The organism is Vibrio sp. 3-2(1) (assembly GCF_963887575.1).
GTDB lineage: Bacteria > Pseudomonadota > Gammaproteobacteria > Enterobacterales > Vibrionaceae > Vibrio > Vibrio anguillarum.
The window spans coordinates 66,366-92,269 of the sequence record NZ_CAWPGB010000002.1; the positions used below are offsets into that span (position 1 = coordinate 66,366).

General features: G+C 43.3%; 19 protein-coding genes. 8 read left to right on the top strand and 11 right to left on the bottom strand.

What is annotated here, in order from left to right; all coding sequences use genetic code 11:
* Positions 1-7: 7 nt before the first annotated feature.
* The 3 genes from AACQ79_RS00735 to AACQ79_RS00745 all read right to left on the bottom strand — a co-directional run bounded on the left by AACQ79_RS00735 (position 8) and on the right by AACQ79_RS00745 (position 3,407).
* Entirely contained in the window at positions 8-931 is a 924-nt protein-coding gene (locus AACQ79_RS00735; RefSeq protein WP_013857314.1) for an SPFH domain-containing protein, read from the bottom strand.
* Positions 932-1,238: 307 nt separating this feature from the next.
* Entirely contained in the window at positions 1,239-2,093 is an 855-nt protein-coding gene (locus AACQ79_RS00740) for a thioredoxin family protein (RefSeq protein ID WP_170899552.1), read from the bottom strand.
* A gap of 399 nt (positions 2,094-2,492) precedes the next feature.
* Positions 2,493-3,407 carry a TIGR01777 family oxidoreductase gene (locus AACQ79_RS00745; RefSeq protein ID WP_013857312.1) on the bottom strand — a complete coding sequence of 305 codons (915 nt, stop codon included), beginning with the start codon at positions 3,405-3,407 and terminating at the stop codon, positions 2,493-2,495.
* 228 nt (positions 3,408-3,635) lie between these two features.
* On the opposite strand from AACQ79_RS00745, the gene yfcE reads away from it, so the two are divergent.
* The gene (gene yfcE / locus AACQ79_RS00750) at positions 3,636-4,193 is read left to right on the top strand and encodes a phosphodiesterase (RefSeq protein WP_026028124.1); all 558 of its coding nucleotides are present in this window, start codon (positions 3,636-3,638) and stop codon (positions 4,191-4,193) included.
* A 17-nt stretch (positions 4,194-4,210) separates the two neighbouring features.
* On the opposite strand, the gene AACQ79_RS00755 is transcribed toward yfcE, so the two are convergent.
* From AACQ79_RS00755 to AACQ79_RS00765, 3 genes are all read right to left on the bottom strand, one after another.
* The gene (locus tag AACQ79_RS00755) at positions 4,211-4,489 is read right to left on the bottom strand and encodes a SelT/SelW/SelH family protein (RefSeq protein WP_017045494.1); all 279 of its coding nucleotides are present in this window, start codon (positions 4,487-4,489) and stop codon (positions 4,211-4,213) included.
* Positions 4,490-4,573: 84 nt separating this feature from the next.
* On the bottom strand, positions 4,574-5,089 hold the full coding sequence (locus tag AACQ79_RS00760; RefSeq protein WP_026027495.1) for a regulatory protein ToxS: 516 nt from the start codon (positions 5,087-5,089) through the stop codon (positions 4,574-4,576).
* A 10-nt stretch (positions 5,090-5,099) separates the two neighbouring features.
* Complete coding sequence (locus AACQ79_RS00765) at positions 5,100-5,966, bottom strand: winged helix-turn-helix domain-containing protein (protein WP_017045495.1); 867 nt, start codon at positions 5,964-5,966, stop codon at positions 5,100-5,102.
* A 258-nt stretch (positions 5,967-6,224) separates the two neighbouring features.
* On the opposite strand from AACQ79_RS00765, the gene htpG reads away from it, so the two are divergent.
* The 3 genes from htpG to hemH all read left to right on the top strand — a co-directional run bounded on the left by htpG (position 6,225) and on the right by hemH (position 10,176).
* Positions 6,225-8,132, top strand: a complete 1,908-nt coding sequence (gene htpG, locus AACQ79_RS00770; protein WP_170899553.1) for a molecular chaperone HtpG — start codon at positions 6,225-6,227, stop codon at positions 8,130-8,132.
* Positions 8,133-8,450: 318 nt separating this feature from the next.
* On the top strand, positions 8,451-9,095 hold the full coding sequence (gene adk, locus AACQ79_RS00775; protein ID WP_013857306.1) for an adenylate kinase: 645 nt from the start codon (positions 8,451-8,453) through the stop codon (positions 9,093-9,095).
* A 115-nt stretch (positions 9,096-9,210) separates the two neighbouring features.
* Positions 9,211-10,176 carry a ferrochelatase gene (hemH, locus tag AACQ79_RS00780; protein ID WP_170899554.1) on the top strand — a complete coding sequence of 322 codons (966 nt, stop codon included), beginning with the start codon at positions 9,211-9,213 and terminating at the stop codon, positions 10,174-10,176.
* A 91-nt stretch (positions 10,177-10,267) separates the two neighbouring features.
* Here hemH and AACQ79_RS00785 read toward each other — a convergent pair whose 3' ends face one another.
* Complete coding sequence (locus AACQ79_RS00785) at positions 10,268-11,656, bottom strand: peptide MFS transporter (RefSeq protein WP_026028956.1); 1,389 nt, start codon at positions 11,654-11,656, stop codon at positions 10,268-10,270.
* Between the two features lie 307 nt (positions 11,657-11,963).
* Here AACQ79_RS00785 and rfaH point away from each other — a divergent pair, with 307 nt between their 5' ends.
* Positions 11,964-12,464: a transcription/translation regulatory transformer protein RfaH gene (gene rfaH / locus AACQ79_RS00790; protein WP_013857303.1), complete on the top strand. Its 501-nt coding sequence runs from the start codon at positions 11,964-11,966 to the stop codon at positions 12,462-12,464.
* Between the two features lie 81 nt (positions 12,465-12,545).
* On the opposite strand, the gene asnB is transcribed toward rfaH, so the two are convergent.
* The 4 genes from asnB to nagA form a co-directional block, all read right to left on the bottom strand.
* Positions 12,546-14,210 (bottom strand): asparagine synthase B, encoded by a 1,665-nt coding sequence (gene asnB / locus AACQ79_RS00795; protein ID WP_017045499.1) that lies wholly within the window; start codon positions 14,208-14,210, stop codon positions 12,546-12,548.
* A 272-nt stretch (positions 14,211-14,482) separates the two neighbouring features.
* Entirely contained in the window at positions 14,483-16,069 is a 1,587-nt protein-coding gene (locus tag AACQ79_RS00800) for a cation:proton antiporter family protein (protein ID WP_017045500.1), read from the bottom strand.
* A 99-nt stretch (positions 16,070-16,168) separates the two neighbouring features.
* Positions 16,169-17,383, bottom strand: coding sequence for a DNA-binding transcriptional regulator NagC (nagC, locus tag AACQ79_RS00805; RefSeq protein WP_026028126.1), 1,215 nt, complete (start codon positions 17,381-17,383; stop codon positions 16,169-16,171).
* A gap of 2 nt (positions 17,384-17,385) precedes the next feature.
* On the bottom strand, positions 17,386-18,522 hold the full coding sequence (gene nagA / locus AACQ79_RS00810; RefSeq protein WP_026028957.1) for an N-acetylglucosamine-6-phosphate deacetylase: 1,137 nt from the start codon (positions 18,520-18,522) through the stop codon (positions 17,386-17,388).
* A gap of 489 nt (positions 18,523-19,011) precedes the next feature.
* On the opposite strand from nagA, the gene nagE reads away from it, so the two are divergent.
* The 3 genes from nagE to AACQ79_RS00825 all read left to right on the top strand — a co-directional run.
* Entirely contained in the window at positions 19,012-20,499 is a 1,488-nt protein-coding gene (gene nagE / locus AACQ79_RS00815) for an N-acetylglucosamine-specific PTS transporter subunit IIBC (protein WP_013857296.1), read from the top strand.
* A 328-nt stretch (positions 20,500-20,827) separates the two neighbouring features.
* Positions 20,828-22,498, top strand: a complete 1,671-nt coding sequence (glnS, locus tag AACQ79_RS00820; protein WP_088732089.1) for a glutamine--tRNA ligase — start codon at positions 20,828-20,830, stop codon at positions 22,496-22,498.
* A 226-nt stretch (positions 22,499-22,724) separates the two neighbouring features.
* The coding region (locus AACQ79_RS00825; RefSeq protein ID WP_170899555.1) for a FimV/HubP family polar landmark protein at positions 22,725-25,904 on the top strand (3,180 nt) is incomplete at its 3' end.

Genomic DNA, 25,904 nt, shown 5'->3' on the forward strand with positions numbered 1-25,904 from the left:
GTTAGGCCTACTTATCTTGTGAGGATTTTAGGTTGAACATTTCAGCAATGCCAGCAACCGAACCCATCAACCCAGTTGCTTCTAATGGCAGCATGATGATTTTGCTGTTTTCTGCTTGACCAATGGCTTTAAGTGCTTCGGTATATCCTTGAGCGATAAAGTAGTTAACCGCTTGCATGTCACCTTGCGCAATCGCATTCGAAACCATCTCCGTCGCTTTAGCTTCCGCTTCGGCAGCGCGTTCACGTGCTTCTGCTTGAAGAATAGCCGCCTGCTTTTCACCTTCAGCTTTAAGTATTTCAGACTGCTTTTGGCCTTCGGCGCGTAAAATTTGTGCTTGACGTACGCCTTCGGCTTCTAACACTTCAGCACGTTTATTTCTCTCCGCTTTCATTTGCGCGTTCATCGCCGCGGTTAAATCCGCTGGTGGTTGTACATCTTTAATTTCGATGCGAGTGACTTTTACACCCCAAGGGTTAGTCGCCTGATCGACTATCGATAACAATTTAGTGTTGATCATGTCACGCTGGCTGAGCATTTCATCCAGCTCCATCGAGCCCAGTACGGTACGCATATTGGTTAGAGTTAAGTTGCGAATGGCGTGTTGTAGTTCGCTAACTTCATAGGCGGCTTTCGCAGCATCAATCACTTGCACGAAGCAAACTGCGTCGATAACAACATTGGCGTTATCTTTGGATATCACTTCTTGTGCTGGGATATCAAGCACCTGTTCCATCATATTAATTTTTTGTCCGACGCGATCAATGAACGGAATAATGATATTTAAACCGGGGCGTAGGGTGTGTGTGTAACGTCCAAAACGCTCTACTGTCCAATTGCTCCCTTGTGAAACGGTTTTCACGGCAGAAAAGATAAATGAAATAACGACGAATACAAATATGCCAACGGCGACGAGTGAATCAATAGCCATAACGGTTCCTTTTTAGTATTAAATAATCCTAATGTTGATGTTCCTTTCTCTATTGAAACGGCCGCTGTGTTAGCTAAGTTCGTTCACCCCAATCATAGAGCTTATTGTGCTCATAGGGATGAACTCACTTGCCGACTGCCGGTATCTCCAAGTCATTTGGATATAGGAGCGATTCTCATCAACGTTTGAGCTTTGCTATTGATCATTCTCTATCAGTTATCGATATGGAACAAATGAAATAATGAGATTTGATACTGGTTTTTTAACAATCAAAGCAGAACGTTTCCAGTTTAATTGCTTGATATTATTAATATAATAGTGAATACAGCTTTCTGCGATAGAGACTTGCCACACTATTTCCTTGTCCAAGAGCACTTAAAATGTCCATAAACACTTTTTTGAGCTCGCCATCGAGGCAATTGAGGTCGCTTTGTAAAAATGACCATAACAGCTCGAGAGCTTCTTCATTACGGTTAACTTGATGATATTGAAGCGCTAACTCACTTGCTATGTGAGCGTTGTTTGGCTCAGCGGAAAAAATCTCTTCTAATGCCTGAATCTCTGGGCTGTCAGCGGCTTGCTTATGCAGCTCCAGTTTGGCGATTAAGCCTTTGTAGTAACCATCTTGATACTCTAGTGGGATGCGTTCCAGTTCTGTTTCTGCCGCTTCATACTGCTGAGTTTCCAGAAATACATCAGCGAGGGCCAGTTTGACCTCTGCTTTTGCTTTCATATCGTCAGGTAGACTTAGTAGCAAAGGTAGTGCTTGCGAATGTTGTGTTTGCTCTATCAGTGTTAAGGCTTGCTGTAGCGCAACTTCATCGTGGCTTGGTAAATGTTTGCTTAACATTGTATTCACTGTTTCTATGGTCTGAGCGCCTGCTAAGCCGTCGACCGCTTGACCATTAATAAACAGAGCGATTGTTGGCAGGGCTTGAACACCAAATTGTGCTGCCACTTGCTGTTCTTGCTGGCAGTTGAGAAGAGCCAATGTGAATGCGCCACTGTGTTGTTGCGCTACGCTTTGTAATTCAGGAATGAGTTGTACACTCTCTTGATTCATGGGTGCCCAAAAATAAAAGAGAATGGGAGTCTCAACTGAGCGTTCGAACACCTCTCGAAAGTTGTGCTGATTGACCTCAACGATGTAAGGTGATTGCATGATATTTTCCTTGCGATAATCAAGTTTATAGTCTTAGAAATAGGGGTAAAAATTGGAATATCAAGGGCAAATGAAAAACGCTACCGTTAAAGTAGCGTTTTTTATCTCTCAAAGAGAGGGCAAGCAAAGGTGTTTATAATATTAAGAATAGTGTCAGCGCAACACCGACACTGAGCCAATTTAATTGGTGTAATGTCATATTCGTCGTACCACATGTAACGCTTTATATTGGATTAACTGGGATATCCAGAGTTGTATCATGTTACATGAATGTTACGAATTAATGACAATTAAGTTGGTTGTGCTACTTTATGCAACCGTCGGTTTATCCACTGATAAGTATCGCTTTTGTCATTATCGTATACCTTGCTATTCACAAAAAATATAGGCCAGTTTTGGTTAAGCACGATGTTGTAATATATTTTTCAACGCAGGTTCTAGGTGTGAAAACTGGAAGTGAAATCCTAGCTCGGTTAGCTTTTTAGGTTTTGCTCTAATACTGTCAAACAGTAAAACAGCCGCTTCACCCATTGCAAGGTTTAGAACCCATTTGGGAGTGAATAGTATGTGTGGTCGACGTAATGTTTTCGCCAATAGCTGGCTAAAATGCTTATTAGGTACGGGATGTGGAGCACAGAGGTTAAAAGCACCTTGTGCATGTGGCGTGTCTAATAAATAGGCTATCGCTCGTGCCATATCTAATAAGTGGATCCATGGCATATACTGCTCACCCTTACCAAGAGGGCCGCCCAAGCCTAAACGGTAAGGTGGCAGCATTTTCTTTAAAGCACCACCATCGCTAGCGAGCACGATCCCCGTACGCAATAGGCACACTCGAGTTTTTTCTGATTGCGCTTGGAGTGCGATGCGCTCCCATTTTTCGCAAACGTGATGAGGAAAACTTTGTTGGTGCACATGTAATGTTTCATCAAACGGATGAGACTGTTGGTCACCATAATAGCCGACGGCCGAGCCACTGATGAAAACGGAGGGTGGTTCAGTACTGGCATGGATGAGTTCAACTAACCGCTCTGTTATTTCCCATCGACTAGCGCAAATGATCGCTTTTTGCTGTTTGCTCCAACGTTTGTCGGCGATCGGTTCTCCTGCAAGATTGATAATGGCGTCAAATTGATTCGCGTCTTTTAAACTCGCTAGGGAGGTCAGGTAGGTGATACTACCTTTGTCTACATGGGCGAGCTGCTGCTTAGCTCGCTCTATATCGCGCGTGAGGAGGTAGATATTGTGCGTGAAAATCTGTTTCATCAGCTCTTTACCGATAAAGCCAGTCCCTCCCGTTAATAGTATTTTCATGTTTCTACCTCATTGGTCTGTGCGATATCACCTAAATGGTGGTGATGAGAACGATAGCCATGTTGGTTAAGTGGCGATGCTTGTTTGCCATCTAACCTAATATAGGAAACTTATTTAGCATACGTGAATTGTTTGTGGTGATAAATGACAATGTTTATCCATAACTAAAGATGACGAAGTGTGCTGAAATTCGTACAATCTGTAGCTCCAAAATACGGAGATAAAAGTATGAAGTTGTTTTTTGCTTCGGATTTACACGGTTCACTGCCTGCTACTGAAAAAGTGCTCAGTCTATTTGAACAGTCAGGTGCAGACACTTTAGTACTGCTAGGAGACCTTTTAAATCATGGTCCGCGTAATCCTATACCTGATGGGTATAATCCGACCGCAGTGGCGGAGTGCTTGAATCGATGGGCGCCGCATATTGTGGCGGTCAGAGGCAATTGTGATAGCGAAGTCGACCAAATGCTGCTCGACTTTCCGATGATGATGGATTTTTGTTGGGTAGTTTTGGAGTCAGGAACTCGTTTTTTCTTAACGCATGGCCATCAATATAATGCTCAAAATAGGCCACCATTAAAAAAAGGTGATGTTTTGATCCATGGCCACTCGCACATCCCTATGGCGCAAGGTCAAGATGATGTCATTATTGTCAACCCGGGGTCCGCGACCTTTCCACGTAATGAATTTCCCCCAAGCTACGCTATTTATACGGATGGATTATTTCAAGTCATGGGGCTAGAGGGACAACAACTGGCGCAATATCGTTTAGCGACTAGCTCTTAAACCGGTCGCTATCTGATTTACCTGTTGTCTGAATGACCCAGATCTCGCTCTGGGTCAATGATATCTCTGACTCGTTGCTTAAGAACCTTTGCTTCAGGGAAACCACCATCATGTTTACGTTCCCAAATACGTTGCCCATTGCACATGATTTCAAATCGTCCCCCTGTATCAGGGTAGAGACGCACAGATTCAATTTCTTCACTAAAAGTATGCAGTAACTCTTGGCTTAGCCAAGTGGCTCGAAGCATCCAATTACACTGGCGGCAATAGTAGATCTCAATATTGGCTTTTTCCATGGTGTACCTTTTGTGAAGAAGTAAGGGCCATTCGCAACAAAGGACCTTTTCGATCCTTCATTGAAGTTACAGATTACTCGATGGCTAATTGATAAACAGCACTGTCGAACCATGGCTTAGGCTGGTGAGCAATAATGTTTTTTCATTGACGACATCAATACGTCGACTTTGTTGAGCATCCATCTTGAAAAATTGAGTAATCAGTTCTAGTTGCTCAGGGGTAAAGTCCTTACTTTGACTAGAACTAATGTTTTTAAATTCGCTAGGCGATATCAATAAGTAGCTATCACTGATATCCCAGGTGCCGGTTTCTGAGATATTAATGAAACTTTCACTTTCACCACCCACGGCGAATAACTTCACATTTGACATTCTAATATAAGTACCGTTAGGTAAATATTTCACATTCGAATTGACATCAACCCGACGGATTGGCCCAACAGAATCATTCTGTTGACTGCGTTTTACCACAGTGACCATTTTAGATTGCCATTCTTGCGCCGTTAGGATTTGTTCTATTTTTAAATCACTGCCCCAGTATAACCAACTACTGAATAGTGCAGAGATAGCTAAGATGAGGGTTGCCACTTTTGGATTCATATTTATGCCCTTATTTACACACGTTGGCCAAATCATCTTGGTTAGCTAAAATTCGTAAAGTGACATTTTCACCCGAGAACTCAGAACTATGGATGTAATTCAATACGAGCTGATTATTTTGACCACCAGTCGCAATCACCTGCTTAGGTGCCAGTTCTCCAGTATGTGATTCATTGTATTTTTTTACGCATTTTTCAATAGAAGGTAACCATTTGTTTAGGTCTGGATGATTGATGGGCGTATTCACAACTATGTTGTTATAAACCGCAATCTGTTTAAATTTTGATTGTGCAGGGCTAGTCAATAGGAGAGCCAGAATAGGTAAGAAAAGAGCCACAACCAACATCAATTTGCTTTGCAGTGTTAACTTTTCTTTCCCTATTTTTACTTTCGCGAGTGGATCTGTCGTCACGGTTTGGGATGTTGTCTCTTCGGGTTGCGAAGTGGTGTCCGCGTCAATGTCTTGGATAGACTCACTGGCCAGTAACGGTTCCTCTTCAGGCTCGTTGGTGGTGTTTTTTTGTGAGTAGGGGGTTGCTCGAGTCACCGAGGCGATCATTTGATAACCTCGTTTTGGCACGGTTTTAACGAATTCTGGTGATTTAGTTTGATCTTTCAACATCTTACGAAGTGTTGAAATCGCTTGAGTTAAGCTTGAGTCATCAACTTCAAAACCTTGTTCACGCCACACAAACTCATGCAGTTCATGGCGTGTAATGACTTCATTTGGGCGTTCACAAAGTAGAAGTAGAATTCGACTTTCGTTACTACCAAGGCGAACAGCCTCTTGTTCGTTTTCTTGTTCAAGCAAAGAGTTACTATTGGGATCAAACGTGAATCGGTTAGCAAGGATGAATTTTGTGCCTATGTTACTCATGATAATCTTCTTATTGTTGGCATGTTTAACCGTCCATCAACCTAGCCTGCTTGGGGAAGCAATTGATGAAACATTATGCTAGTTTTTATTTTCTTTGATAAAAATTACGGCAAGCATAATCAAAATAAATGAAAAAAACAGTGTTTTTATGATTATTGACCTTGAATTTACAATTGCCAGCCTCATCTTACTAGCAAATCATCCTTGGTTGCACACTCTGTGTGTGAATGAAAATAACTCAGATGTTATGGAGCTAGTATGAGCGAAACGGCTACTACCAATAAAGAAACTCGTGGTTTTCAATCTGAAGTCAAACAGTTACTTCATCTTATGATTCACTCTCTTTATTCCAATAAAGAGATCTTCCTCCGCGAATTAATTTCAAATGCCTCTGATGCTGCGGATAAACTTCGTTTTCAAGCGTTGTCTAATGCCGATTTATATCAAGGTGATGCCAACTTAGGCGTTAAATTATCGTTTGATACCCAAGCGAATACGCTGACCATTTCAGATAACGGTATTGGTATGAGCCGCGAAGATGTCATTGAACATCTCGGTACGATTGCAAAATCCGGCACAGCGGAGTTTTTCTCTAAACTATCCCAAGATCAATCTAAAGACTCTCAGCTTATCGGTCAGTTTGGGGTGGGTTTTTACTCGGCCTTCATCGTCGCTGATGCGGTCACTGTAAGAACTCGCGCTGCGGGTTTACCCGCTAACGAAGCGGTTCAATGGTATTCACAAGGTGAAGGTGAATATACAGTCGAAAGCATTAATAAAGAGTCTCGTGGAACCGATATCATTTTGCACATGCGAGAGGAAGGCAAAGAGTTCCTTTCTGAATGGCGTCTGCGTGATGTGATTTCTAAATATTCAGACCACATTGGAATTCCAGTTTCTATCCAAACCAAGGTGCGTGATGACGAAGGTAATGAGACTGAAGAGACCCAGTGGGAACAAATCAACAAAGCACAGGCGTTGTGGACGCGTTCTAAGTCAGAAATCAGTGATGAAGAGTATCAAGAGTTCTATAAGCACGTTTCCCATGATTATGCTGACCCACTGGTGTGGAGCCATAACCGTGTAGAAGGTAAAAACGATTATACCAGCCTACTTTATATACCAGCGAAAGCACCTTGGGATATGATGAATCGTGATCATAAATCAGGCTTGAAACTTTATGTTCAGCGTGTATTCATCATGGATGATGCTGCGCAATTTATGCCGTCCTACTTGCGCTTTGTACGTGGCTTAATCGACTCAAACGATTTACCGCTTAATGTTTCACGCGAGATTTTACAAGATAACAAGGTGACTCAATCATTGCGTAATGCTTGTACCAAGCGTGTATTGACCATGCTTGAACGTATGGTGAGCAATGATGCTGATAAATATCAAACCTTCTGGAAAGAGTTTGGTTTGGTACTCAAAGAGGGGCCTGCAGAAGATTTTGCTAATAAAGAGAAGATCGCCAGCCTATTGCGCTTCGCCTCGACCGAGGTTGACTCAGCAGAGCAAACGGTTAGTTTAGCGGCTTATGTTGAACGGATGAAAGAGGGGCAGGATAAAATCTACTACCTCACCGCCGATAGCTATGCAGCGGCCAAAAATAGCCCACACCTAGAGCAGTTTAAAGCCAAAGGTATCGAAGTTATTTTAATGTTTGATCGCATTGATGAGTGGTTGATGAACTACCTCACTGAGTTTGATGGAAAAATGTTCCAATCCATCACCAAAGCAGGGCTAGATCTGAGCCAGTTCGAAGATGAAGCGGAAAAAGAGAAGCATAAAGAGACTGAAGAAGAGTTTAAATCGGTGGTTGAACGTACGAAGCAGTACCTTGGCGATCGTGTCAAAGAGGTTCGAACTACTTTTAAACTGGCAAGTACTCCAGCGGTTGTTGTGACCGACGATTATGAGATGGGTACGCAGATGGCAAAATTGCTTGCTGCGGCTGGTCAACCGGTACCAGAGGTGAAGTATATTTTGGAACTTAACCCTGAACATGCGTTAGTGAAACGGATGGCCGATGAAGCGGATGAGCAAGTATTTGGTCGCTGGGTTGAAGTTTTACTAGGTCAAGCGACGCTTGCTGAGCGTGGTTCGATGGAAGATCCGTCACAATTCTTAACCGCAATTAATCAGCTTTTGACTAAGGTTGAATAGCTAACTGGCTAACAAAAAGCTCGCAACTGCGAGCTTTTTGCTTTGAATAGCGATTCTCTGCTGAGAACGAGCGATATTTTAGGCAAACTTGCAGCGAACATCCGGCCAAGATTATATTCTTTAGTCTTAATCTGGTTAGTCGCTTAAATTTGTATGTTAGAATGCATCGCTTGAATGCGATCGGTAAGCTGTGTATGTTGCTCGCCGAATTATTATTCACTCATCTCATTACCGTTATACCGAAACTTACCGTTGGTTTTAAGTCTCATCTGGTTGTGAGCTTCGGTATAAATCATAATTTTCTAAAGAGGATTAAACATGCGCATCATTCTTCTAGGTGCTCCCGGTGCAGGTAAAGGCACTCAAGCTCAATTCATCATGGAGAAGTACGGTATTCCACAAATCTCTACTGGTGATATGTTACGTGCTGCGATTAAAGCAGGTACTGAACTTGGCAAAAAAGCGAAATCAGTGATTGATGCTGGTCAACTTGTTTCTGATGAAATCATCCTTGGCTTAATCAAAGAACGCATCACCCAAGCTGATTGTGAAAAGGGCTTTTTACTCGATGGTTTTCCTCGCACGATTCCTCAAGCTGATGGCTTAAAAGCAATGGGTATTAATGTTGACTATGTGATTGAGTTTGATGTTGCCGATGACGTTATTGTTGAGCGTATGGCGGGACGTCGTGCTCACTTGGCTTCTGGTCGTACCTACCACGCCATTTACAACCCGCCAAAAGTGGAAGGTAAAGATGACGTAACAGGTGAAGATCTTGTCGTTCGTGATGATGACAAAGAAGAAACCGTTCGTGCTCGTTTAGGTGTTTACCACGAGCAAACAGCGCCACTGATCACTTACTACGGTAAAGAAGCACAAATGGGTAATACGAAATACCTAAAATTTGATGGCACTAAGCCAGTTGCTCAAGTTAGCGCTGATATTGAGAAAGCATTAGCATAATTGGCTCAGTATAGGCTTGTTAACTTTGTTATAGTGAAAGCGACCTAAAGGTCGCTTTTTTTATGAACTTTCCTACCGCAAATTCGTACTCAATAATTAACAATGAAATGGATGAATGGAAGTAATGCAAAATAATCAAAAACAGGGTGTGCTATTGGTTAACTTGGGAACGCCGAGTGAACCGACGGCATCGGCAGTAAAACGATTTTTAAGCCAATTTTTACATGACCAGCGTGTGGTTGATATGAGTCGTTGGATCTGGTGTCCATTATTACATGGTGTGATTCTTCCGCTGCGAGCCCCCAAGGTTGCTAAGTTATATCAATCTGTTTGGATGGAAGAAGGCTCTCCTTTGATGGTGTACTCTAAACGCCAAGTGCAAGCGTTAGAACAGTATCTCGGTACACCAGTGGAACTTGGTATGACCTATGGTTCACCAAGCCTTTTAGAGGGTATCAACACATTATTGGAGCGTGGTGTTGAAGAGATTGTGGTGCTGCCTCTGTACCCTCAATATTCTGGTACTACTACGGCTGCCGTGTTTGATGGCCTTGCCAAAGCGATGAAACGTATCCCTGTGACGCCCAATTTACGTTTTATTCGTGATTATCATAATCACCCTGCTTATATACGATCTTTGGCGAGTAAAGTCCGTGACTCTTGGCAACGTAACGGGCAAGGTGACTATTTGCTTTGTTCCTACCACGGTATCCCTAAGCGATATGCCGATAACGGTGATATCTACCCACAGCACTGCCAAAAAACCACAGAACTTTTGGCACAAGAACTTGGTTTGAATGCTGACCAAATCGGTATGACCTATCAGTCTATTTTTGGACGTGAAGAGTGGCTACAGCCTTATACGGATAAAACATTAGAGGCTCTGCCAAGCCGCGGTATTAAAAAGTTGGATATCATCACACCCGCCTTCTCGGTGGATTGTTTAGAAACCCTAGAAGAGATAGCTGAGCAAGGTAAAGAAACCTTTATACATGCTGGTGGAGAATTGTTTACCTACATTGAGTGCCTAAATGATTCGGCAATGCATATAGAAATGATGGCTTCCTTAGTTAAGCACTGATGAGTTGAATTCTTTTCTGGTACAAAAACGGTCACTATAGCGTGACCGTTTGTCATTATTATTCTTGAATTACCACTAGGTATATTTGAAGCTAAACCAACTGAGCTTGTTGCTCCTCAATTTCTTCAGCGTAGCTTGTGGCTCTTTCTGCACCGTGCATCCAACGAACGAGCGTGTTAGAGCACAACAGTAAAATGACGCCGCCAATGGTTGCTGTTACTGCAATACCGCTGAAGATAGCCATCGCACCAAGCTCTCCCACATGAGAACCTACATGGCCTGCTACATAATTCGCGATTGCGTTACAACCGAACCATGCTCCCATCATTAATGAAGCAAGGCGTAGTGGGGCTAGTTTAGTGACAAGCGATAGACCAATTGGTGATAGACACAGTTCGCCCAAGGTATGGAAGAAGAAGGCACCGACAAGCCATAGCATTGATGTTTTTACGGTAGTGTCACCACCTTGCTCCATAACCGCACCAACCATGCATAGGAAGCCTAGGGCTAAGAAGAACATCGCTAATGCAAACTTCATTGGCGAGTTTGGTTCACGCTTACCTAATTTTACCCATAATACGGCTAATACAGGGGCAAGAGTAATAATGAAAAATGGATTTAACGATTGGAACCAAGCCGCAGGTATCTCAAAACCGCCCATCATACGATCAGTGTATTGCTGCGTGTAAATGTTCATTAAACCACCAGCTTGTTCGAAACCCGCCCAGAAAACAATAGTAAACAAACTCATCACAAGGATAACTTTGATACGATCTACTTCTGCTTTCGTTAGTGGTTCTTTATTTGCTGATTTTTTCAGTTTTAGATCGCGCTTAGCTGCTGGTTCGCGGCCAATATTACCAAGCCATGATTGAGCCATTGCCATTTGCATCACAAGGCTGATCAGCATACCAATACCAGCGGCCACAAAACCGGCTTTCCAACCAAATGAGTTAGTAACTGAACCAGAGATCACACCAGCAAGTAGCGCACCTAAATTGATCCCCATGTAGAAGATGGTGAACGCGCCATCACGACGGTTATCACCTTCATTATATAGGTCACCAACCATTGTTGAGATATTGGGCTTAAATAGACCGTTACCACAGATAAGCAGTGCAAGGCCTAAATAGAAAGTGTGTAGAGAGCCAATGCCTAGCACATCTGCAGGCAGTGCCAGCGTAAATTGGCCAATGGCCATTAACGCTCCACCCAATAAAATAGAACGGCGTTGCCCAAGGTAGTTATCTGCAAGGTAACCACCAATAAGCGGTGTGATGTAGACTAGCCCTGTATAGGTGCCGTAAAGATCGAGAGCATCTTTAGTCGACCAACCTAGACCGCCATTCATCGTTGCGTCTGTAAGATAAAGTACCAAAATGGCGCGCATCGCATAATACGAAAAACGCTCCCATAGCTCTGTGCCAAAAAGTAAAAATAGGCCCCTTGGGTGCCCAAAGTATTGATGTTGGTTTGTCATAAGAATTATTAGTATTTGAGATGAGAAAAATTGTGCTTTAGATATACATGGGCTTTTAGCGTATCGCAATGAGTAAAATCAGTATTTTATTCTGGTATTATTAACTAACTCATTGTTTTTAAAATGCATGTCTATCAATGCTCAAAGTTTTGTTGCGTTATGAAAACTTATCTTTCATTACTGATTATTTGAATTTGCCTTGTTCGGACATTAAGGGTTTATTTTTGTGTTCAGTTTATTAGCCGTTTATTGAGGAGGAGGATGGTGTTAGGATTCAAGAAAAAGAAAAGCAGTAGCTAGGAATAAAATGAAACGTTGGTATTTGTTGTATTGTAAACGTGGCGATCAGAGGCGTGCTAAAGCACACCTTGAAAACCAAGGTGTCGAATGTTTCTACCCAGAAATTGAACTAGAGAGAATTCTTCGGGGTAAGCGGCAAGTTGTCAAAGAGCCACTTTTTCCCTCCTATATGTTCATTTACTTTGATTTTGAAATTGGCCCAACCTTTACTAGTGTGCGCTCTACTCGCGGTGTGGTTGATTTCATCCGATTTGGTTCACATCCGAAGGAGTTGGACAGTGATTTGATCGAGGAATTGAAGTTACTCGACCAGTTAAAATTACCGGTAGCATCGTTCAATATTCCAGAAAAAGGGCAGGTAGTTCGACTTAAGGGTGGGCAGTTCTCAGGAATTGATGCCATTTACCAAGAGCCCGATGGTGAGACGCGATCGATTATGCTGGTTAAAATGATCAGCCAAGTGATACCGATGAGCATTGATAATAAGCATTTAGAATTAGATTCGTGATTGACTCTCTACAGTAAGCTCTTTAGACACATAAAAGGCGCATTTTGCGCCTTTTATTTACTTTATTAGCCAGCGTTTTGGTTAGTACGCTTCATTATGCACCGCTTTGACAGCTCGGCCTGACGGGTCAATACAATTTTTAAAGGATTCATCCCACTCAATTGCTTTGGCGGAAGAACAAGCTACAGAAGGACCTCCAGGAACGCATTGTGCAGCAGACTCTAACGGGAACAGCTCTTCGAAGATCTCGCGGTAAACATACCCTTCTTTTGTCGCTGGAGTATTATATGGGAAGCGGTATTTTGCTGTTTCCATCTGTTGATCGGTAACTTTTTCTTCAGCAACACTCTTTAGTGTGTCAATCCAGCTATAGCCCACACCATCGGAAAATTGCTCTTTTTGACGCCAAGCAATCGAGGCTGGCAGATAATCTTCAAAGCACTCACGTAGAATGTGTTTTTCCATCTTGCCATTGCCACACATTTTGTCAGCAGGGTTAAGCCTCATTGCAACATCAATAAACTCTTTGTCTAGGAAAGGAACGCGTCCTTCCACTCCCCAAGCCGCTAAAGATTTATTAGCGCGAGCGCAGTCAAACAAGTTCAACGCCAGCAGTTTACGCACAGTTTCTTCGTGGAATTCTTGCGCGTTTGGTGCTTTGTGGAAGTATAAGTAACCACCGAAGATCTCATCCGCTCCTTCGCCGGAAAGTACCATTTTGATACCCATAGCTTTGATTTTTCGCCCCATCAAATACATCGGAGTAGAGGCTCGAATTGTCGTCACGTCATACGTTTCAATATGGTAAATAACATCACGAATAGCATCTAAACCCTCTTGGATGGTATAAGTCATTTCGTGGTGTACAGTGCCAATTTTTTCAGCAACTTCGCGAGCCGCTTTAAGGTCTGGGGCACCGTCTAAACCCACCGCAAAAGAGTGAAGCTGTGGCCACCATGCTTCTGATTGTTCATCATCTTCAATTCGCATTGCAGCGTAACGTTTCGCAATGGCTGACGTAATTGAAGAGTCCAATCCTCCAGAAAGCAAAACACCATAAGGTACATCTGTCATCAGTTGGCGCTTCACGGCCGCTTCTAATGCTTGTTTTAGCTCTTCTTTACTGCTGCTATTGCCTTGGACTGCCGCATATTCATTCCAATCTCGAATATAGTAGCGTTGTGCACCTGCCTCTTTCGAGCTGTAGTAACTACCAGGAGGAAATTCACTGATAGTTTTGCAAATGCTTACCAAAGCTTTCATTTCGGATGCAATGTAGTAGTTACCGTGTTCGTCATGGCCTTGGTAAAGAGGAATGATACCAATATGGTCACGCCCGATGAGGTACTCATCTTTTTCTTCATCATAGAGCACAAAGGCAAAGATGCCGTTGAGTTCTTCAAGCAGCGCGGCACCCATGTCTGCATAAAGCGCTAATATCACTTCACAGTCAGAGTCGGTTTGAAAATCGTATTTACCTTGGTAACGAGCACGAATTTCTTTGTGGTTATAAATCTCACCATTGACCGCTAATATGTGCTTTTTATTTGGGCTGTAAAGTGGTTGTGCGCCGCTGTTTAAACCGACAATAGAAAGGCGCTCATGAGCCAAGATTGCTTTTTCTGAAGCATAGATACCAGACCAGTCAGGGCCGCGGTGACGCATTTTTTTAGACATCTCTAGCGCTATTGGGCGTAACGCTGTTGCATCACTTTTAATATCAAGAATGCCAAATATAGAACACATACAACTTCCTTTTGATGATTTTTAATCTGTTGGACCTAATTTGCCATTCTGGTTAAAAAAAGCAACCATATGGTGTCGTTAATATCACATAAGATGTATCTTGGTGAATTTTATTTAATTAATGTGCGCTTTGTGTGAATTTTTTCTATTTGTTTTCTGTTTTTGAGCGATGGTGGGTAAATTATGCCCAACTAAGCTCTGGGGCCGTATTGAGTTGGGCATAGAAATGACAATGTTTTACCTAAAAATTGCGATGGCTTACCTAGATATTATTACGGTTTAGTAAAATTAGGTTGGAGCTGTTTACATACGTGACGGGCAAAACCGCTACCCGCTTCGCTATAGATGTTGAATGCCGCATCAACACCACTTTCCAATAGTGATTCCAATTGGTCTGGGTATTCGGCGATGGCTGCGATTTGTCCTTTAAAATTACGGTGTTGTAACTGCGATAGCGCGATTTGGTTACCCTGATGATGCGGCATAGCAAGCAGTACGAGTTTTACATTACCAGTGTCTAGAATGCGCTCCCAAAAATCAGGGTCGGTTGCATCACCAGCAATAACATTGCGCCCTTGTGAGCGGTGATCATGAGCAACTTCTTCTCGGACTTCTATGCCTAAACTTATTTTGCCATAACGAGAGCGCAACTCATCATATGCACCGGTACCGATGCGGCCCATCCCTAATATGAGTACCTGGGCATGGCCTGGATTAATTAATTGATCTTTGGTGTTGAGTTTTTCAGCGGCATGTTCTTTTAGCCATTGCCGTGAATGTTGATAGAGTTCATGGCCTTTACGGCTTATTGGGGCTGCGATTACAAATGAAATGGATACCGCAATGGCCAGTGCGACCAATATGTCACCCGACATCCATCCCATTTTGAAAGCAAGCCCCCCCACAATCAGTCCGAATTCACTGAAATTGAATAAAGACAAGGTGGCTAACAGTGAGGTTCTCACTCGGAATTTAAAGCGGTTGAGTACCCAAAAATAGAGGATACCTTTGATGGGAAGCAGCAGTAAGAGCAACAATGCGAGCGCAAACCCAGTCATTGTGGGCTGTTCTGATAGTCCAATGTTGAGGAAAAAGCAGACGAGAAACAGCTCTTTTAGATTAAAGAGTGATTTTGACAACTCAGATGCTTTGCGATGGCCTGCTAGCAGCATGCCTAAAATCAGAGCACCAAGATCGGGTTTCATCCCAACCAATTCAAATGATCCTGCTCCGACCACTAAGGCAAAAAATATACCAAACAGAACAAGCATTTCACCGTGACCAACCCAGTCGAGCAGTTTGTAAAATAGTGGTCGCATAAAGGGTAGGATCAATAAAGTGGCAGCGTACCAGTGAGGAAGTTTTCCTGTCGAGACGGTTAAAAATATGACAGCAAAGATATCTTGCATCACAAGAATACCGATGGCGATAGTGGCGTATGTCGCGTTCATTTCTCCTTTCTCTTGCAGTGATTTCACCGCAAAAACAGTACTGGAGAATGACAAAGCAAAACCAAGCAGAACTAATTGTTCAATTGACATCGAGGCCAGAGAGCTAACCCCTAAATATTTGAATATCAATAAAGCAATGCTGAAAATCCCTGTCGAAAGGAGGTTATGAACCGTGGCACCAGCCCAAATCTCTCTCGCAAGTAAGGTTTTAATCTCTAGCTTAAGTCCAATTGTGAACAGCAATAAGGTAACCCCTAGATCGGCTAGGGTCAGAATGGTATCGCTGCTGTGGTAGCCAGCGGCATTAAGGCCAAACCCAGCAACTAAAAAGCCAACCAACGGAGGTAAATTGCATTTCAAGGCAATAAACCCTGCGAAAAAAGCCGTTGAAATTAGGATAAGTTCCATAAATTCCTTTAGTAATGCTTTGGTTTAAAAATAATGTTTTGGTTATAAAAAAGGCTGTGTCATGACGACACAGCCTTTTATTATAATTCAATCGGTTGCTTAATCGCCAAGTAATTTTTGAAGTAAAACACCATTTAACATTGCCCGTTTAATCATAGCAAATGCACCTATGGTTGGTTGTTTATCAATCTGCGACGCAACTATGGGTAAATTGGTGTGGAAAGTTTTGAGTGATTGATTCTCTACATTTCGTTGAATCGCGGGGAATACGATCTCTTGAGCGGCTGTAATTTGACCTGCAATTACCACTTTTTGTGGGTTGAACAAGTTGATGGTCATCGCAATGGCTTTACCGAGTTGATTACCCACTCGAATTAAGCTCTGTTTTGCTAGCTCATCACCGAGATTGGCGTGCTCACATACATCATTGATGGTAATGCTCTCTATATTCGCTAGGCTAGATTCATAGCCCTGAGCAATCAGTTTTTTAACACGAGATATAATAGCCGGGTTTGCGGCTACCGTTTCTAAACAGCCGAAATTTCCGCATTGACACTGTTCGCCGAGTGGGTCGATTTGGATATGACCAATTTCACCCACGTTACGGTTATAGCCTAGGAATACTTGACCATTGACGATAATGCCAGCACCAGTTCCTCGGTGAACGCTGACTAGGATAGAGTCTTGACAGTCTTTGCTGGCACCAAAATAATGTTCGGCAAGCGCCATACCGCGCACGTCGTTGCCAACAAAACATTCAACATGAAAATTATCACGAATGATGTCACCTAAAGCGAGTGCATCAATAGCAATGTTGGGCATGTATTCTACGACACCCGTTTCTGGGTTGACTAAGCCGGGTAGGGCAATACCAATGGCAATGAACTGTTCGATTCGCTCTTGCTGTTGTTTGATAAAGGTATTGAGGTGGAAAAGGAGTCCCTCAATTAATTGTGTTTGGTGAGAATAGTGAAACTCGTGATAGTCCGACGCGAGTTCTTTGCCCCCTAAATTATACAGGCTGAGCTGAATGTAATCTCGGCCTAAACGTACGGCGACAGAGTGAAAAGGGGCGACTTCGGTTGTTAAGGAGATGGCTCTACGTCCGCCAGTAGAGGCTTGTTGTGCGACCTCTTTAATGAGGCCGCGTTCTAGAAGTTGGCGGGTTATTTTTGTAACACTTGCTGGAGCAAGTTGGCTCACATCGGCAACTTGAATACGAGATATCGGACCTTGTAGGTCGATCAATCGGTACACTGCTGCGCTGTTGAGTTGTTTGACTAAATCTACGTTACCTATTTGTCCGCCATTCATTATCAATTGTGCTCGTATTGTCCGTTAACAACCGTCGCCTGAACATTGAAGTCTCTATCAAATGCAGTGAGGTTCGCCACCATGCCTTTTTTAACTCGGCCTAGTTTGTGATCCACACCAATTGCTTTTGCCGGATATAGAGTCGCCATCCGCAGAGCTTCGTCCAATGCGATACCAACGTGCTCAACAGTGTTTTGCACTGCCTCAATCATAGTGAGTGCTGAGCCGCCCAGTGTGCCGTTTTCATCAACACACTTACCATCACGGTAATATACTTTCTTACCGACAAAAATAAAGTAATCCATGTTAGCGCCTGCAGGAGCTGTGGCATCGGTCACTAATACAAGCTTTTCGCCTTTGATTTTGTGAGCAATTCTGATGTTAGCATAATCAACATGAAAGCCATCAGCAATAATGCCAGCATAAACTTCTGGGGTGTCATAAATTGCACCAACGACACCGGGTTCACGTCCAACCATCGGCGTCATGGCATTAAATAAGTGTGTGGCAAAGGTGATGCCTGATTCAAAGCTTTTACGTGCTTCAGTATAAGTTGCGTTAGTGTGACCAATCGATACCACAATGCCAGCTTTCACCAGACGTTCAATGTGTTCTGGATTGTTGTGCTCTGGCGCCAATGTCACTTTAGCAATCACATCGCTATTTTCACACATAGTGGCGATCATGTTGTCATCTGAAGGGCGGATGAAATCCACACTGTGAATGCCCTTTTTCATCACATTAAGATATGGCCCTTCAAGGTGTAAACCCAGTGATTGGTTTTTATATTGAGAGTGATATTCACGTGCGGCAGAAATCGCTTTGCGCATGTCTTCGTCTGAAGAGGTGATTAACGTTGGCAAAAAGCTTGTGCATCCTGATTTTAGGTTGGCTTTATGCATGATCTGCATCGTAGTCGCGGTTACTTCATCATTCAGCATCACACCGCCACAACCATTCAATTGCAGGTCGATAAAGCCTGGGCTTAGGTTTGCACCACTTAAATCTTGTGTCGTTATATCTTGTGGTAAATCCGCAATAGGACAGACCGCTTCAATCAACTCGTTGTTGATAATCACAGCATGGTCAACTAGCACATCACTGCCAGTGTAGATTTTACAGTTAGTTAGTGCGTACATAATCATCAAATCCTTATCTATCAATATTTTATAAATTTGGCGAGGCGACGAAATGAAAGGTGGAATGTGCCAGTACGGTGCTTTCTTTTCTTACTTCAATTAGGTCGCGAATTATCTTGCTAGCAAACAGCCAATGCTGGATGACATTAAAATTAAGTGCTCGTTTTGACTGGGTTATTTGATGGTTATAGTTTGCATTTTATACGAAAAAAGCCAGTCGGGGTTGTTTAGCTTACATGCTATTCGACGATGAAACAGGCAAATATTATCGCCTAATTTCCATTTTTTTTAATTGTAAAATAAGTTTTATGATCTCGCTAGCAAAAACCTTGGTATTTGGCAGATTGTGGTGATTATGATCACAAATGATAAGGTTTTAATTTGCGGAGCAAAATTAATATCATAAACTGAGTTTGACTAAATTGAGCGACTAAAATAAGTGGCTCAACCAAATACAAAAAATCCTAAATCCTATAGGGGGAACTTAAGGTGAATATTCTTGGATACTTTCAAAAAGTAGGCAAGGCGTTGATGGTACCAGTTGCCACATTGCCAGCTGCCGCGATACTAATGGGTATTGGTTATTGGATCGACCCAAATGGGTGGGGTTCAAACAGTGCCTTGGCTGCATTCCTGATTAAAGCAGGTGCTGCAATCATTGATAACATGTCTGTACTGTTTGCTGTTGGTGTGGCTTACGGTATGTCTAAAGATAAAGACGGTGCTGCTGCATTGTCGGGTTTTGTTGGTTTCTTAGTCGTGACGACTTTACTTTCTCCAGGAGCCGTTGCACAGATCCAAGGTATTGATCCAAGCGCAGTTCCTGCTGCTTTTGGTAAAATCAACAACCAGTTTGTTGGTATTTTAGTAGGTATTGTTTCTGCTGAAATCTACAATCGCTTCTCTACTGTAGAACTGCATAAAGCATTAGCCTTCTTCTCTGGCAAACGCCTAGTACCTATTTTGACGTCGTTTGCTGGTATTTTTATCGCCTTCGTTCTGATGTATGTATGGCCGCATGTTTATGGTGGTCTAGTATCGTTTGGTGAATCGATTCAAGGTCTAGGTTCTGCGGGTGCAGGTATCTATGCGTTCTTTAACCGCTTGCTAATCCCTGTTGGTCTTCATCACGCACTGAACTCAGTATTCTGGTTTGACGTTGCGGGTATTAACGACATTCCTAACTTCTTAGGTGGTGCAAAATCTATCGCTGAGGGTACTGGTATCCCAGGTGTAACGGGTATGTACCAAGCAGGCTTCTTCCCTATTATGATGTTCGGTCTACCTGGTGCGGCATTGGCTATTTACCACACATCTACAGCGAAGAATAAAGAGAAAGTTGCTTCTATTATGATTGCAGCTGGTTTTGCTTCATTCTTTACCGGTGTAACTGAACCTCTAGAATTCTCGTTCATGTTCCTTGCTCCTGCACTATATGTACTGCATGCAGCATTGACGGGGCTATCAGTATTCATTGCTGCTTCAATGCAGTGGATTGCGGGTTTCGGTTTCTCTGCAGGCCTTGTGGATATGGTATTGTCATCACGTAACCCACTGGCGGTTAATTGGTACATGCTAATAGTTCAAGGTATTGTGTTCTTTGCTCTGTACTATGTGATTTTCCGTACCGTTATTTTGAAATTTGGCCTTAAAACACCAGGTCGCGAAGATGACGACAGCGATAGCAAAGTATCAGGCGCGAAAGAGTCTTCTGAGCTCGCTAAACAATATCTTAAAGCTCTAGGCGGTCACAGCAACCTATCTAACATCGATGCTTGTATCACTCGCTTACGTTTATCTGTCAATGACATGAGTATTATCGACGAGAAAACATTAAAAGCATTGGGTGCTATGGGTGTGGTGAAACTGGGTACTAATAACCTACAAGTTATCTTAGGCCCTCTTGCTGAAATCGTTGCTGGTGAGATGAAGTCTATCAATGCAAACGAAGATCTTTCTAGCGTGAAACTTCCTTAGTCTTAATCGCAACGGATGATTAGGTTATTTTAAAGCCTCTGCTTCATGCAGAGGTTTTTCTTATTCATCAAATGAGCGCTATTCAAATTTAAGGCTGCCCACAACGGTAGCTTTTGCCTATTTCTTACGCCCTTTGCCTGAAATTTTGCTTAGCCTAGCCAGACAAAAGGCAATGTCTTGAAATAATCGCAGGAAATGCCCACTTTTTATTGTGCAAGAGCGGATAATTGTGGATCATTAGCGACAAACTTTCTGTTTCTGCAAGCATTACTGCTCTTACATACAGAAAAATCTTCTGACGATACTAAATAATTTTGAGGTGCTATAGATGAGTGAAGCTGAGGCTCGTCCATCGAATTTTATTCGCCAAATCATTGATAAAGATTTAGCGGATGGCAAACACACAAGTGTGCATACTCGTTTTCCGCCCGAGCCAAATGGTTACCTGCACATCGGTCATGCTAAATCTATCTGCTTAAACTTTGGTATTGCTCAGGACTATCAGGGACAGTGTAATTTACGTTTTGACGATACAAACCCTGAAAAAGAAGATATGGAGTACGTTGAGTCAATCAAAGCCGACGTGAAATGGCTCGGCTTCCAATGGTCTGGTGATGTTTGTTATTCGTCAGATTATTTTGACAAACTATACCAATACGCGGTTGAGCTGATCCAAAAAGGTCTGGCTTATGTTGAAGAGCTCAGTCCAGAAGAGATCCGTGAATATCGAGGTACATTGACTCAAGCAGGTAAGCCAAGTCCGTACCGCGATCGCAGCATTGAAGAAAACCTAGCCCTATTTGAGAAAATGCGCGCTGGTGGTTTCGAAGAAGGCAAAGCGTGCCTACGTGCCAAGATTGACATGGCATCATCCTTTATGGTGATGCGCGATCCTGTGCTTTACCGTGTTCGTTTCGCTGAGCATCACCAAACGGGTAACAAATGGTGCATTTATCCAATGTACGATTTTACCCACTGTATCTCGGATGCCTTGGAAGGGATCACGCACTCAATTTGTACCCTAGAGTTTCAAGATAACCGCCGTCTGTACGATTGGGTGTTGGAAAATATCACGATTGATTGTCGACCACATCAGTATGAGTTTAGCCGTTTAAACCTTGAATACACGGTAATGTCTAAGCGTAAACTAAACCAGCTGGTTACGGAAAAATTAGTGGATGGTTGGGATGACCCACGTATGCCGACGATTTCAGGTTTACGCCGCCGTGGATTCACACCAGCATCGATTCGTGAGTTTTGCAAACGCATAGGTGTGACAAAACAGGAAAATATGATCGAATTCAGTTCGTTAGAGTCTTGTATCCGTGAAGACTTAAACGAACATGCGCCTCGCGCCATGGCGGTTCTTGACCCTGTAAAAGTGGTGATAGAAAACTTTGAGGCGGGTAAAGTCGAGACGTTAACGCTGGCAAATCATCCAAACAAGCCTGAAATGGGCGAACGTGAAGTTCCATTTACTCGCGAATTGTGGATTGAACGTGAAGATTTTCGTGAAGAAGGCAACAAGAAATACAAACGTTTAGTGCTAGGCAAAGAAGTTCGATTACGCGGCGCTTACGTAATAAAAGCAGAGCGCATTGAAAAAGATGCACAAGGCAATATTACGACAATATTCTGTACTTACGATGTGGATACTCTGGGTAAAAACCCGGCTGATGGACGCAAAGTGAAAGGTGTTATTCACTGGGTATCCGCCGATAAAGCCTTGCCAGCTGAAATTCGTTTGTATGATCGCCTATTTACCGTTCCCAACCCGGCGGCGGCTGACAACTTTGCCGAAACCATTAACCCAGATTCATTGGTTAAAATTAATGGTTTTGTTGAGCCTAGTTTGGTGTCGGCACACGCGGAGCAAGGTTATCAGTTTGAGCGCATGGGTTATTTCTGTGCTGACTCGAAAGATTCTAAACCAGAAGCGTTGGTTTTTAACCGCACAGTGGGTCTACGTGACACTTGGGCAAAAATAGACGCAGAGTAAGCTTAAGTACTATTTAAAAAGGTCAGCCAATGCTGGCCTTTCTTTTTATTATGGTACTGTTTTTGTCTGAGCAAGCTCACTTAGCGGGGAAAAATGTGTGAGATTCCTGCGATTATCGTAGTCGTGACACATTTTTTACCTTGCGTCCTATAGTTTTGCTAGCGTTATCCGATATATTAAACAGATCATCGTATTTATTCATTCCAAGCACATAGCTGAGCCTTATATGCGTCAAATTTTTCAGCGTCTACTGTTGCCGATAGCAATGGTTGCCGTGACTCAGACTTCTATCGTTAGTGCCGAGAGCATTCGCCTGGTTGGGCCGAATGGTGAGATCCAGTCTTCTCCTCAATTTTCAGAAAATCTCACTCAAACTCGTAATCTTCAGCCGGCTAATAGCCAACCATCGACGTTTTTTGGGCCAACCTTAGACAGCGACACTTTGTGGTCTATTGCCACTCGACTACGCCCATCGAATAACGTCACTGTACAACAAACCCTGCTGGCCATTTATCGGCTAAACCCTCAGGCGTTCGAAAATCAAAATATTCACAGTTTGATCCCGGGTAGCAACTTACGTGTTCCATCATTGGCACAGGTAAATAGTGCGCCCACCCAAGAAGCGGTCAATATCATGGCCGCGCATCAAGCCAAATTGAATGCTAATACGGCGCAGCCAACAGCGCCTGTTACTGCTGCTTCTACAGCTTTGCCTGAAAAAACAATTGCCTCTACTGTCGCTCAACCAGTTGTTGAAAAGACGAAGAGTGAACCTGTGCTAAAAGATATTGGCACACAAGTTGCGAAATCTGATACTGAATTACTGGCGCTTGAAGAGAAAAATCATAAGTTACGTTTGATGCTGGCAGATGTTCAATCTGAAGTCGATGCACTCAAAGGAGAACTCGGTGACGAAAACCGCATTCGCTCTGAAGTTGAAAAGCTACTTGATGAAGAACGTAGAAAAGCATTAGAGGCGCAAAAGCTTGCACCAAGTGCACTTGATCAACTGCTTTCCAACTCTTGGTTGGTCGCCGCTCTCGCCCTTATTCCTGGTCTGTTAATTGGTTTACTGGTTGTGATGTTGCTTGGCCGCCGATCCAAGCCAACGGAGCAGCCTGTTGTCACTCAAGGTAATCAAGAGCCCATAACGCCAATGGCTGCTGGCAGCCTTGAAGATATTGACGATGATTTAATGCTGGATGATGACTTGTTTGGTGAGTCTGATGATAGTGAGAAGTTATTTGGTGACGACATCACACTGGATGATGAAATCGATGACAATGCTGAGCAAGAATCGGACATTTTTGCCGATTTAGACGATACAGATTTAGACTTCAACCTCGAAGGTGAAGATGGCGAAGACCCATTTGCGAGTATCGGCGATGATGGTGATCTTGCTGCGGATTTAGAAGATTTGACCGCTAGCAGTAACGGCATCAGTGTTGGTGCTGACGAAAAAGCTGTCGGTCTCGATGAGATGGCGCGAGCTTTAGACGAAGCGTTATTAGATGAAGATGACGGCGAAACAGAATTTGATTTATCCGATGATGATGATTCCATTTCTGAAGACGACATTGACGCGTTATTGGCTGGAGATGATAAAGCTGAAGATCTCGGAAGCGATACTTTAGATCAATCGCTACTTGACGATTTGTTTGCCGCCAATAGTGATGACGATCATCATGATAGTTTTGACTTTGATTCATTATTGGATGAGTCCGAAGATGATTTCAACTTGGATTCAGAAGAGCCCGAGCTAGCAAAAACCGGCGGTAACTTCGATTTAAAAGAAGCAGAGCTAGCGTCGGATAGTGAACTTGATGATCTATTCGCAACGATTGAAGCGCAATCTGACCTCACCTCAATAGAAACTGATTCCTCCACTGAAACAGCGCTGCTGGATGAATTATTAGAAGAGCAAGATGAAGATGTCCTAGCAATTGATAGTGACAGTGTCGAACTGCTCGATGAGCTACTCGGTGATGATGAAGAGAGCGAGACAGACTTATCGGAAAGCACCGACTTACTTGAAGAACTTGTGCAGCCCGATAAAGACATCGCTTCGAGCGAAGAAGATATTGATGATGTTGACTTCACTGGTGATCAAACTCTGTATGAGTTATTGGGTGAAGAAACTACGGAATCCGACATTGAAACCGAGCTGGATGAGAATAGTACAGAGCTATTGGACGAACTATTTACTGACAATGGTTCTGAATCACTTGAGTTTGAAAAGGCAGACCAAGAGCAAGAAGGTGCTGAAGATAAGGATAGTCTCGCTGAAGAAGATGGTACGGCATTATTTGAAGAGTTGCTGGAAATCGAGCAGCATGCTCAGAATATCGAAGAGACCGAACAGCAATATAGCGAGTTTTTGGATAATGAAAACGATAGCGTTGAAGATTCCGAGTTTAACAGCGACATCTTCATTGACGATCTGCTAAGTGCCGCTCCTGAAAAAGATCCTCTACTGGATGATGAACAGATGGGAGTGGTTGATGGCGACATCGATGAAGAATTTATCGACGACTCATTTGATTTTAACCCAGAAATTGAAGGGGCAAGTTATCCGGATCTGAAGCCGAATGAGGAGCAACCTCTAATAAGCAGCTCGACATCCCCGGAAAAAATAGAACCCGCACAGGTTAGCAAACCAGAAGTCAGCCCTAACGAATTTGGAGTTCCACAAGATGAAGACTGGGACATTGGTGAGCTAGAAGACGAAGAACCAAGCCAAGCTGATGTTGAGCCGCTTCAAACCAATTCAGCAGAATCATCGGCAAAAGACCATGTTGAGGAGCTCCACGATGACAAGTTAGTGGAGTTCGAAGAAGAAGATCTCCTTGCTTCCTTTAATGAGCCATCGCTAGAAGAACAGTCACAGAGCGAGCTTTCCGAAGTCCAACTGCCAGAGCAGTCAGAAGAAGACGCGCTGGCGGATGCGATAGCCGAGCCTCAAGAAGCGGCGTCAGAGCCTGTTGCTCAAGAAAGTTTTGAAGCGATTGATGAGCAAGCCTTACCTGAATTTAGTGAAGAAGATGCACTTGCTTCAATCAACGAGCCTTCTCTAGAAGAAAAGGAAGACGAGAGCGACCTTACGGATCTTGAGCTGCCAGAGTACACAGAAGAAGACGCGCTGGCGGATGCGATAGCCGAGCCTCAAGAAGCGGCGTCAGAGCCTGTTGCTCAAGAAAGTGTTGAAGCGATTGACGAGCAAGCCTTGCCTGAATTCAGTGAAGAAGATGCACTTGCTTCAATTAACGAGCCTCCTCTAGAAGAAGAAAAGGAAGACGAGAGCGACCTTACGGATCTTGAGCTGCCAGAGTACACAGAAGAAGACGCGCTGGCGGATGCGATAGCCGAGCCTCAAGAAGCGGCGTCAGAGCCTGTTGCTCAAGAAAGT